The sequence below is a fragment of the Streptomyces ossamyceticus genome (assembly GCF_001418475.1).
Lineage (GTDB): Bacteria > Actinomycetota > Actinomycetes > Streptomycetales > Streptomycetaceae > Streptomyces > Streptomyces ossamyceticus.
Map to the genome: position 1 here is coordinate 1 of NZ_LIQX01000026.1, position 11369 is coordinate 11369.

An 11369-nucleotide genomic window follows, 5' to 3' on the forward strand; every position below is an offset into this window, starting at 1 on the left:
AGCCCCCACCCACCCGCACCCCCGAAAACCGGTCCGGACACAGAGACGGCACTGGACCGGAGTGATCGGGTTCCCTGACGATCGGGGTATGACAGAGACTCCGCCGACATCGACCCACACCCCCCGCGCCTTCCTCGTGCTGCACGGCTGGCAGAACCACCGGCCCGTCGGGCACTGGCAGTACTGGCTGGCCGACCGCCTCGCCGACCTGGGGCACGAGGTGGTGTACCCGCAACTGCCGGAGGCGGACGATCCGGATCTGGAGCGGTGGCTGGCGGAGCTGGACGCGCTGCTGGGGGAGTTGGCGGGCAGACGGGTCACCGTGGTGTGCCACAGCCTCGCCTGTCTGCTGTGGCTGCACGCCGTGGCCCGCGACGACGTCCTGTCCGGGCCGGTCGAGCGGGTCCTCCTCGTCGCGCCGCCGTCCGCGGAGGTCGCCCTGGAGAACCCGGAGATCGCCGAGTTCGCCCCGCCGCCGCTGACGCCGGAGCGGGTCGCGGCGGCCGCCGAGTCCACCCGGGTCGTCGGCACCGACAACGACCCGTACTGCCCGCAGGGCGCGGCCGCCGCGTACGCCGCACCGCTGGGCCTGCCCGCCGACGTACTGCCGGGCGAGGCCCACCTCAACCCCGACTCGGGCTACGGGCCCTGGCCGTCGATGCTCGACTGGTGCCTCGCGGCCTCCTCCGACGGGTACGAGGAGATGGCGGTCCAGGACCGTTCCGCGCAGCGGGCGGACGCGTCCGGGACCTGAACCGCCGCGCTCAGCTGCTGCCCGCCTTGAGGAGCGCCGCCACGATCGGGCCCGCGGACTCGCTGCCGTGGCCGCCCTCCTGGACGACGCCGGCGGAGGCCAGGTCGCCCTTCCAGGCGGTGAACCAGCCGTTGGGCTCCTTCTGGCCGTCGACCTCCGCCGAGCCGGTCTTCGCGCCGAAGTCGGGGCCGAGACCCGCCATCGCCTCGGCCGCCGTACCCGCCGCGGCGGTGTACTGGAGGAGTTCGCGCAGCTGGGAGCGGACGCTCTCCGACATGGGCCGGGACGCGGTCGCGAGGGTGCGGCCGTCGACGGACGGGGCGACCAGGTAGGGCTGCTTGAAGACGCCCGTCTTGGCCGTCGACACCACGGACGCCATGTTCAGCGGGTTCATCCGCACCCCGCCCTGCCCGATCAGCGAGGCGGCCATCGGCGCGGCGCTCTGCACCGGCACCGCGCCGTCGAAGGTCGGCACGCCGATCGCCCAGTTGTTCATGCCCAGGCCGAAGACCTGCTGGGCCTCCAGGGTCAGCGAGTTGTCGTCGAGTTTCTTCGCCTGCGAGATGAAGGCGGTGTTGCAGGAGCGGGCGAAGCTCGCCTTGAACGTCCCGCCGTTGATCTTGAACTTGTCGTCGTTCTGGAACTTCCAGCCGCCGTACGACGAGTACTTCGGGCACGGGTGGACCTTGTTCGCCGAGGCCAGGCCCTTGTCGATGAGAAGCGCGGACGACACGATCTTCATGGTGGAGCCGGGGGCGAGGGAGCCCTGGAAGGCCACGTTGAAGCCGTGGCCCGAGTTGGCGACGGCCAGGATCTCGCCGGTCGACGGGCGCATCACGACCACCGACGCCCGCTTCCTGGTGTTCACCTGCTGCTCGGCGGTGGCCTGGAGGGACGGGCTGAGGCTCGTCCTCACCTCGCCGGGCGTGCCGTCGCTCAGCTCCAGCAGCGTCTTGTCGGCGTTCTTCTTCTTGCCCTTCTCGGCCTTCGCGCGCACCACGCGCAGTTCGACGCCCGCCTTGCCGCCGGCCTTCTTGCCGAACTTCTCCCGCAGCCCGTCCAGGACCGTGCCCAGCGACGGGTACTTCTTCGCCGTCAGCTCGCCGCCGTCCCGGTCCAGGGCCTTCACCGGCGGCGTCCCCGCCTCGCCGGTGACCAGCCGGTCGCCCTCGCCGAGCTCCGGGTGGACCACGGACGGCCGCCAGTCGACGACCGGTTCACCGTCCTTCTCGGCCCGCACGACGGTCAGGGACGACGTGTACGACAACGGCTTGTCCGTGCCCTTGTACGACACCGTGCCCTTCACCGAGAAGGCGACGTCGTCGCCCGCGCGCTTGCCGCGGGTGAGGGTGACGTCCTTGATGTGGGCGTCCTTGGCGAAGCCGGTCAGCGCGGTGCGCGCCGCCGCGGAGTCGTCCGTGGCGGCGGCGGCCTTGGTGACGGAGCCCTTCTGCCAGGCGGTGAGGAAGGCGGTCGTGGCGGTGCGGACCTCGGCGGCGGACAGGGGGCCGGTCTTCACGGGCTTGGCGTCGCCGGCGGACGAGCGGTCCTCGGCGAACGCGCCGCCGCCGAACACGGAGTACAGGGCGAAGGCGCCGCCGCCGAGCGCGACGACCGCCGCGCCGGCCAGGACGGCGGGCCGCCGTGACCTCGCCGCCGGTGACTTCGCCGAGCCAGGACCCACCGGTGCCGGTGCCGACGCGGGCCCCGGCGCGGTGGGCGGTGCCACGTGCGCCGAGTCCGGCCGTGCCGGCTTCGCCGACTTCCGATCGTCGACACGCCTTCTCTTACCCACGCTCCCGACCTTCCGCTGCGGTTGCCTCTCGTTGCGCACAACGAGGACCCCCACCCTAGAGCTTCGGGGCCGGGCGCCTCCTAGCTCGGGGGTGCGTGTGGTCGTGGAGGGTGCGGGTGAGTGGGGGCCCCGCACCCCGCGACTAAACCGCACCCCCCCACGGCGCACCCCGACCGACGTCCCGTCAGCCGCCGGCCCGCAGGACATCCACCACGATCGGGCCCGCCGCCTCGCCCCCGCGGCCCCCCGCCTGTGCCATCGCCGCCGCGGCGACACCGTCGCGGAAGCCGGTGAACCAACTGTCCGCGACGTCCTGCCCGTCGACCTCCGCGGAGCCGGTCTTCGCGCCGATGTCGCCGGTCAGTCCGGACATGACGCGGGTGGCGGTGCCCTGCGGCGACGTCGCGGTGAGCTTCATCATCTGCTTGAGCTGCGAGGCGGTCGCGGGGTCCAGGCCCCGTGCCGTGGCCAGTTCGCGATCGTCCAGGGCGGGTGACACCAGGTACGGCTGGCGGAACTTGCCGGTGATCGCGGTGGCCGTCACCGACGCCATGTTCAGCGGGTTCATCGTGACCTGGCCCTGCCCGATCGCGTTGGCCGCGCGGTCCGGCCCCACGGACTCCGGCACCGTGCCGTCCGTGGAGGTGATGCCCGTCTTCCAGTTGTCGTTGCCGAGGCCGAACCGCTCCCGCGCCTCGTTCGTCAGCGAGGCGTCGTTCATCGGGTCCTCGTCGATCAGCTTGATGAACGCCGTGTTGCAGGACCGCATGAACGCCTTGGCGAGCGTCGCGCCGGACGACTCGTCGGCCTTCATCCCCGGCAGGTTCTTGAAGGTCTGGCTCTGCCAGGTCGCGGTGTCGGGGCAGGGCGCGGGGCCGTTCATCGTGGCCACGCCGTTGTCGATGAGCGTGGCGGCGGTGAGGATCTTCATGGTGGAGCCGGGCGGAACCTCGCCCTCGAACGCCGCGTTGAAGGCGTCGTCGCGGTGGTTGGCGACGGCCAGCACCTCACCGGTGGCGGTCTTGACGGCGACCACGGACGACTCGGCGTACTTCTCGACGGCCTTCTCGGCGGCGGCCTGCACCTTCGCGCTGATCGTCGTCCGCAACTCGCCCGCCTTGCCCTCGGCGAGGGTCAGCAGGGGGGTGTCGGCGGCGTTCGTGGAGGTGTGCCGGATCGCCAGCTCGATCCCGGGGGTGCCGCCCGCCTTGTCGCCGTAGCGTTCGCGCAGGGTGTCCAGGATCGGCCCGAGGGAGGGGTACTTCTCCTTCGTCAGGGCCGCGCCGTCACGGTCCACGGCCTCGATGGGCGGCGCCTCGGCCTCCCCGGTGTACAGCTCGTCGCCCTTCTTGAGGTCCGGGTGCACGACGGACGGCGCCCAGTCGACCAGGGCCCGCCCGGTGGTCTCGCCCCGCATCACGGTCAGCCGGCTCTTGTACGCGAGCTTCTCGGTCTTCCCCTTGTACGACACCGTCGCCCGGACGGAGAACGGCACGGTCCGGCCGCCCGCCCCGGTCGGCTCGCCCGGCGCGATCCGCACCTCGCCGATCCGCGCGGCACCGGTGTACTCCCCGAGCAACCTCCCCGCGCCCACCGCGTCGTTGGTGTACGACGACGCCGTCTTCGCGTCGCCCTTCTCCCACGCGGCGAAGAACTTCTCCGTGGTCTCCGCGACCTCGTCGGAACTCGGCGGCCCCGTCCGTCTCTCCGTGCCCGTCCCGTCGTTCAGCGCGTCGAAGAAGTTGTACGCCCCGTACCCGGCGCCCCCCACCATCACCACGAGCACTCCGCCGACTATGGCGACCTTGGCCCCCTTGCGCATGACCTCTCCCCGTTCGTTCCCCGTGAGCGGTCCTGGCACCTGACCCGGACCACTTTGAACATGTTCAGAAATCGCGTGCCGCGCCTCACTGTAAGCGCGCCGGGTGACGAACGGGGCGGGTGTTCCCCGAATCGTTAGCCCCGGACGTCCTTCCCCATACGTGAACGCTGATCGTGGTGCGGACCGGGACCGGTCGCCGGGATGCGACTCATGGGGCTGAAGTGCACGGTGGTACTGGGGGTGTTACTTGGAGGCGAGAGACATGCGACGTTCGACCACTTGCGTGACCCTGGCCGCCTCGCTGGTCCTTGCGGGAGGCGCGGCCGTAGCGGTACCCCAGAGCCCTGATTCCCCGGCGCGCACCACGGCGGCGCGCGCGGCGGCGCCCGAGAGGCCCGTCACGCACGGGGCCCAGGACGTCTGCAACTACACCATCCAGCGACCGGCCCTGAGGGTCGGCTCGGCGGGCAATGCCGTCCGGCAGGCCCAGTGCTACCTGAACAACTCCATGACGGGCCGGAAACTGGTCGAGGACGGGAACTTCGGATCTGTCACCAACGCGGCGACGCGGCGGTTCCAGCAGTGCGCCGGCATCACCGTGGACGGCACGATCGGCGCCCAGACCTGGTCGTTCCTGGTCTTCTGGGCCAACTCCTGGCGCAACGTGTGCTGATCGGCGCGCGCCGACCGACACGCCCCAACGGGCCTTAGGGCCCTTCTGATGGATCTCCGCGGCGTCGCGACGCCCTGCACGCGCTCTCGCCGCACCGGACAAAAGCCCTAGTAGCTCCGCTACGAGGGCTTCCGCCCGGCACTCCCCCAAGCTCTTCGAGCAGGGGGTACCCCCAGAGCACGCACCGAACGCCGCTCCTTCTCCCACGGAGATCCATCAGAAGGGCCCTAGACCCAGGTATCCAGCCACATCCGTGAACGCCAGCCGTCGATCGGGATGGGCTGTCCGGTGTAGATGGGCCAGAAGTAGATGAAGTTCCAGGTGATGAGGAGGACGAGGACGCCCGCCGCGGCGGCGCCGGCCACACGCCGGCGTTCCGTGGCCGCCGCGGGGCCGAGGACGGCGCCGACGAGCATCGCCACGGCCAGGCACAGGAAGGGCAGGAAGACCACGGCGTAGAAGTAGAAGATCGTGCGTTCCTGGTACAGGAACCAGGGCAGGTACCCGGCGGCGATCCCGCAGGCGATGGCGCCGGCGCGCCAGTCGCGGCGGAACAGCCAGCGCCACAGGACGTAGAGGGTCGCGAGGGCGGCGGCCCACCACAGCAGCGGGGTACCGATGGCGAGGACCTCACGGGCGCACTTCTCGACGGTGTCGGTCGGGCAACCGTCCGTGCCGGGCGGCGGCGACTCGTAGAAGTACGAGACGGGCCGGCCGGCGATGATCCAGCTCCACGGGTTCGACTGGTAGGTGTGCGGCGAAGACAGGCCCACATGGAACTCGTAGACCGCGTGCTCGTAGTGCCACAGGCTGCGCAGCCAGTCCGGCAGCCAGTCGAACCAGCCGCCCTTGCCCTCGGTCGCCGCCCAGTTGCGGTAGTAGCCGCCGGTGCCGTCGTCCGGGGAGACGATCCAGCCGGTCCACGAGACCAGATAGGTGACGATCACCACCGGGACCGTCGACAGGAACGCCCAGCCCAGGTCGCGCTGGAGCGTCGCGATCAGCGGCTGACGGGCACCGGCGACCTTGCGCGCCGAGTAGTCCCACAGCACCGTCATGATCCCGAAGAACACCAGGAAGTACAGGGCGTTCCACTTGGTGCCGAAGGCCAGACCGAGGCAGAGCCCCGCCAGCAGCCGGTACGGGCGCAGGCCCAGCCGGGTCGTCTCCGCGACGAGCGGGTGGGGCCGTACGACCCCGTCGCCGTCCCGTGGCAACGCCGCTGCCAGCCGCGCGCGTGCCTTGTCCCGGTCGATGACCAGACAGCCGAAGGCCGCCAGCACGAAGAACATCAGCACCTGGTCGAGCAGCGCCGTGCGGCTCATCACGAAGTGCAGCCCGTCCACCGCCATCAGCCCGCCCGCCAGGCAGCCCAGGAACGTCGAGCGGAAGATCCGGCGGCCGATCCGGCACAGCATCAGCACCGACAGCGTGCCGAGCACCGCCGTCATGAAGCGCCAGCCGAAGGGGTTGAACCCGAACATCAGCTCGCCCAGACCGATGACGTACTTGCCGACGGGCGGATGCACCACATACGCCGGATCCGTGGGGATCGGCACGTTCCCGTTGTTCTGGAGGATCAGCTCATTGGCGTTCTTGGCCCAGTTGACCTCGTATCCGCGGTGGACGATCGCCCACGCGTCCTTGGCGTAGTACGTCTCGTCGAATATCACCGCCTTGGGGCTGCCCAGGTGCCAGAACCGCAGCAGCCCCGCGACCAGCGTCACCAGCAGCGGACCACCCCACGCCGACCAGCGCACCAGGCGCTCGGCGAGACCCTCGCCCACCCCGATCGAGGCCCAGAAACGCGGGCCGGGCCGGGTGTACGGGGGCACGAGCCGGGCGCTCACGTCGCTTCTGCGCGGCGCCGAGTAGCCGAAACGGCGCAGCCGCTGCTGCCACGACGGCCGCTGGTCTTCGGTGGCCTGGTCCTGCCGGGTGTCCGTGGAGGACGCGGTACTGGTCACCGCGCCATCGTAGGGAACACCGCTGTGGGAGTCCCGTGCGTCGGGGATGTGGCCCCGTCGCCTCCCGTGCTTCGCCCGCCCGCCGGAGCGGCTGGGAGGATGGGGGGTGTGACAGGAATCCTTGTGTTGGCAGGTACTCCCATCGGTGACATCGCGGACGCCCCGCCCCGGCTGGCCGAGGAGCTGAGCGGTGCCGACGTGATCGCCGCCGAGGACACCCGGCGGCTGCGCCGGCTCACCCAGGCGCTGGGTGTGCAGCCGAGCGGCCGGATCGTGTCGTACTTCGAGGGCAACGAGGCGGCGCGCACCCCGGAGCTGGTGGAGGCGCTGGCCGGGGGCGCGCGAGTGCTGCTCGTCACGGACGCGGGGATGCCGTCGGTCTCCGACCCCGGGTACCGGCTGGTCGCGGCGGCCGTCGAGAAGGACATCCGGGTCACCGCCGTCCCCGGCCCCTCCGCCGTGCTCACCGCACTGGCCCTGTCCGGTCTGCCCGTCGACCGCTTCTGCTTCGAGGGCTTCCTGCCGCGCAAGGCGGGCGAGCGGCTCGGCCGGCTCCGCGAGGTCGCCGACGAGCGCCGCACCCTCGTCTACTTCGAGGCCCCCCACCGCCTCGACGCGACGCTCACCGCGATGGCCGAGGTCTTCGGCACGGGGCGCCGCGCCGCGGTCTGCCGCGAGCTGACCAAGACGTACGAGGAGATCAAGCGGGGCCCCCTCGGTGAGCTGGCCGCCTGGGCGGCGGAAGGGGTGCGCGGCGAGATCACCGTCGTGGTCGAGGGCGCGCCGGAGAAGGGCCCGGAGGAACTGGACGCGGCCGAGCTGGTCCGGCGGGTGCGGGTGCGCGAGGAGGCGGGGGAGCGGCGCAAGGAGGCGATCGCCGCGGTGGCGGTGGAGGCCGGGGTGCCGAAGCGGGAGGTCTTCGACGCGGTCGTCGCGGCGAAGCGGGCGCCGTAGCGGGGGCCGCCGTAGGGGTGCGGGTTCGTTGCCGGGTGCGGGTGGTTTTCGTGGTTGCTCGCGCAGTTCCCCGCGCCCCTGAAAAGCCGGGGCTGCGCCCCAGGCTTTTCATTCGCTCCATGCCCCGGTAAAGCCGCGCAAAGCGCGGGTCTCGGACGGGGGGTCTTCCCACAAGGGAAGGCCAAATCGGCTTCAACAGACGGCAGGTCGGGTGCATTCGGCCCCGCTCCGGGCGTCCACTGGTCGTGAGGGCAGACAAGGCCCTCACGGTCCAGCGGACAAAAGGAGCTGGCATGACCGAGATCGCAGAGCGGGCCGTCCTACGGAGCACCGCCACCGCTGTCGTTCACGAGTCGTATTCGTTCGCCTGCATGCGCTGCGGGCACGGCTGGGAGCAGTCGTACGAGATAGAGCACCACAACGACGCCCAGGGGCACGACTTCGTGATGTACGTGGCCGACGGTCATGTCGTGCCGTCGCCGCTGTCGCGGCCCACCTGCAAGAACTGCGACGGTCATGTCGTACGGATCATGCGCGCCGGCCAGGTCTCGTCGGTGCGGGACGCCGAGCGGCGCCGGACCGTGCCGAAGCCCCGCCCGGTCGCGGCCCCGTCCGACGAGGCGGAGGCCGAGCGGACCGAGGCCCCGTCGGACGAGAGGCCGCCCGCCGGGCACCACCACTGGCACCTCTCCGACCTCCTGCACCCCTTCCACCGCAAGGCGAGCTGACCCCCCGGCGAGCCTGCGCAAGGCGAGCCGTCCTCCCCCCGGCGAGCCTGGAGGACATGCCCCGATCCCGCGATTCGTAGGATCGGGGCATGCCTTCGAACGACTCCGGCACCGCCTCCGCCCAGCAGGACAAGAACGCCGCGCCCCCGCTGCCCGCACCCCTCCGGGTGCCCGTCGCCGACTCGCACACCCATCTGGACATGCAGTCCGGCACCGTCGAGGAGGGCCTCGCGAAGGCCGCCTCCGTGGGGGTGACGACGGTCGTGCAGGTCGGCTGCGACATCAAGGGCTCGCGGTGGGCCGCCGAGACGGCCGCCCGGTACGACGCCGTCCACGCCACCGTCGCCCTCCACCCCAACGAGGCCCCGCGCATCGTGCACGGCGACCCCGACGGCTGGTCCCGGCAGGGCGCGCGCGCCGCCGGCGGTGACGCCGCCCTCGACGAGGCGCTCGCCGAGATCGACCGGCTGGCCGCGCTGCCGCAGGTCAAGGGCGTCGGCGAGACGGGGCTCGACTACTTCCGGACCGGCCCGGAGGGCAAGGCCGCCCAGGAGCGGTCGTTCCGCGCGCACATCGAGATCGCCAAGCGGCACGGCAAGGCCCTGGTCATCCACGACCGCGACGCCCACGAGGACGTACTGCGCGTCCTGAAGGAGGAGGGCGCGCCCGAGCGGACCGTCTTCCACTGCTACTCCGGCGACGCCGCCATGGCCGCGATCTGCGCCGAGCACGGCTACTTCATGTCCTTCGCCGGGAACATGACCTTCAAGAACGCGCAGCCGCTGCGCGACGCCCTCGCCGTCGCTCCCCTCGAACTCGTCCTCGTGGAGACCGACGCGCCGTTCCTGACGCCCGCGCCGTACCGCGGACGGCCCAACGCGCCGTATCTCGTTCCGGTCACGGTCCGGGCGATGGCCGCGGTGCGCGGCATCGACGAGGACGCCCTGGCGACGGCGATCGCGGCGAACACGGCGAGGGCGTTCGATTACTGACGGATCACGCCCCGTCAGCCGTACGGGGGACGCGAAAAGATGATGAGCGCCCCCGTGTCGCGACACTGTGTGACCGCGTTGCTTGGGAGGGTGACCGCCGTCCGCTAGGTTCACGTCGCCCGACCCGGACCCGGATCGCCTCTGGAGCGTGTCGTCGTGAGCAACGTGAAGTCCGCACCGCCGTCGCCGTACGAGACCTACGACACCCACCGGACGTACGACAGCCCCGAGCCACCGCGCCCGCGCCCGCAGCGGCACGACGCCGAGACGCTGCCTTACAGCGTCCACGGGGACACCTACCGCCCCGCCTACGAGGCCGGAGTGGACAGCGAGGCGGGCGAGGCGGGCGGTCCGGCGGAGCCCGGCGGCCGGGGCGGCTCCCGGCGGGCGGTGCGGCGCAGACGGGCCGTCGACCGGCCGGGCTCGCTGCGGCGGCTGGTGCCGCAGGCCCTGGTGGTGGCGTTCCTCGCCGGCGGGACCTCCGCGTTCGTGGCGAAGGACAAGGCGATCGAACTGACCGTCGACGGCAAGCCGCGCACGCTGCACACCTTCGCCGGCGACGTCGCCGAACTCCTCGCCGACGAGGGCGTCGCCTTCGGCACGCACGACGTCGTCGCCCCCGCCCCCGGCACCGCCCTGACCAGCGGCGACGAGGTCGCCGTGCACTACGGGCGGCCCGTCCGCCTCACCCTCGACGGCCACCGGCGCGAGGTGTGGACCACCGCCCGCACGGTCGACGGGGCGCTCCAGCAGCTCGGGGTGCGCGCGGAGGGCGCGTACGTCTCCACCTCGCGCTCCCAGCGGATCGGGCGCGCGGGCCTGGAGCTGGACGTCCTCACCGAGCGGACCGTCACCGTCATGGCGGACGGGCGGACGCGGACGATCCGCACCAACGCGGCGACGGTCGCGGAGGCCGTGGCGGAGGCCGGGGTCACCCTGCGCGGACAGGACACCACCGCCGTCCCGCCGACGAGTTTCCCCCGCGACGGGCAGACGGTGACCGTGCTGAGGGTGACCGGCTCGACGGAGGTGCGGGAGGAGCCGATCCCGTTCCGGGTGCGCCGCACCGAGGACCCCTCGATCTTCCAGGGCACCGAGGTCGTCGAGCGGGCCGGACGGCCGGGGACCCGGCGGGTCACGTACGCGCTCCGCACGGTCAACGGGGTCGCCCAGCGGCCCCGGCTGATGCGGACCGAGGTGGTGCGGGAGCCGCAGGACCGGATCGTGAAGGTGGGCACGAAGCGGTTGCCGACGTCCGTGGCCGGGGCGGACGGGCTGAACTGGGCGGCTCTGGCGGCGTGCGAGTCGGGAGGCCGGCCGAACGCGGTGGACCCGTCCGGCACGTACGGGGGGCTCTACCAGTTCGACACGCGCACCTGGCAGAGCCTCGGGGGCCAGGGCCGGCCCCAGGACGCGTCGGCGGCGGAACAGACGATGCGGGCGAAGAAGCTGTACGTGCAGCGGGGGGCGAGCCCCTGGCCCCACTGCGGGGCGCGGCTTCGGGGGTGAGACGGGTGCCTAGTGGCTTAGGGGTGCGGGTTCGTCGGCGGCTGCGGGTGAGTGGGGGGTGTTCGCGCCCACGCGGCGCGGCCGCGTGTGTCACCGCCCCGCCCTTCAGGGGCGCGGGGAACTGCGCGAGAAACCACGAACCACCCGCAGCCGCCGACGAACCCGCACCCCCGAG

Annotated in this window: 9 protein-coding genes; 6 read left to right on the top strand and 3 right to left on the bottom strand. The window is 72.1% G+C overall.

Annotated features, from left to right (window positions below):
• The first annotated feature begins 88 nt into the window (after positions 1 to 88).
• Positions 89 to 754, top strand: a complete 666-nt coding sequence (locus AOK15_RS02305; RefSeq protein ID WP_055512171.1) for an RBBP9/YdeN family alpha/beta hydrolase — start codon at positions 89 to 91, stop codon at positions 752 to 754.
• A 10-nt stretch (positions 755 to 764) separates the two neighbouring features.
• Here AOK15_RS02305 and AOK15_RS02310 read toward each other — a convergent pair whose 3' ends face one another.
• Positions 765 to 2384 (bottom strand): penicillin-binding transpeptidase domain-containing protein, encoded by a 1620-nt coding sequence (locus tag AOK15_RS02310; RefSeq protein ID WP_055512186.1) that lies wholly within the window; start codon positions 2382 to 2384, stop codon positions 765 to 767.
• A gap of 349 nt (positions 2385 to 2733) precedes the next feature.
• Positions 2734 to 4371 (bottom strand): penicillin-binding transpeptidase domain-containing protein, encoded by a 1638-nt coding sequence (locus AOK15_RS02315; RefSeq protein ID WP_055512173.1) that lies wholly within the window; start codon positions 4369 to 4371, stop codon positions 2734 to 2736.
• Between the two features lie 262 nt (positions 4372 to 4633).
• Here AOK15_RS02315 and AOK15_RS02320 point away from each other — a divergent pair, with 262 nt between their 5' ends.
• The gene (locus tag AOK15_RS02320) at positions 4634 to 5044 is read left to right on the top strand and encodes a peptidoglycan-binding domain-containing protein (protein ID WP_063798931.1); all 411 of its coding nucleotides are present in this window, start codon (positions 4634 to 4636) and stop codon (positions 5042 to 5044) included.
• A gap of 227 nt (positions 5045 to 5271) precedes the next feature.
• Here AOK15_RS02320 and AOK15_RS02325 read toward each other — a convergent pair whose 3' ends face one another.
• Entirely contained in the window at positions 5272 to 7011 is a 1740-nt protein-coding gene (locus tag AOK15_RS02325; protein ID WP_055512177.1) for a dolichyl-phosphate-mannose--protein mannosyltransferase, read from the bottom strand.
• Between the two features lie 99 nt (positions 7012 to 7110).
• Here AOK15_RS02325 and rsmI point away from each other — a divergent pair, with 99 nt between their 5' ends.
• The 4 genes from rsmI to AOK15_RS02345 all read left to right on the top strand — a co-directional run bounded on the left by rsmI (position 7111) and on the right by AOK15_RS02345 (position 11194).
• Positions 7111 to 7965 (top strand): 16S rRNA (cytidine(1402)-2'-O)-methyltransferase, encoded by an 855-nt coding sequence (gene rsmI / locus AOK15_RS02330; protein ID WP_055512179.1) that lies wholly within the window; start codon positions 7111 to 7113, stop codon positions 7963 to 7965.
• 293 nt (positions 7966 to 8258) lie between these two features.
• The gene (locus tag AOK15_RS02335) at positions 8259 to 8693 is read left to right on the top strand and encodes a hypothetical protein (RefSeq protein ID WP_055512181.1); all 435 of its coding nucleotides are present in this window, start codon (positions 8259 to 8261) and stop codon (positions 8691 to 8693) included.
• Positions 8694 to 8782: 89 nt separating this feature from the next.
• Complete coding sequence (locus tag AOK15_RS02340) at positions 8783 to 9685, top strand: TatD family hydrolase (protein WP_055512183.1); 903 nt, start codon at positions 8783 to 8785, stop codon at positions 9683 to 9685.
• Positions 9686 to 9841: 156 nt separating this feature from the next.
• Positions 9842 to 11194: a resuscitation-promoting factor gene (locus AOK15_RS02345; RefSeq protein ID WP_079058256.1), complete on the top strand. Its 1353-nt coding sequence runs from the start codon at positions 9842 to 9844 to the stop codon at positions 11192 to 11194.
• Positions 11195 to 11369: the final 175 nt, after the last annotated feature.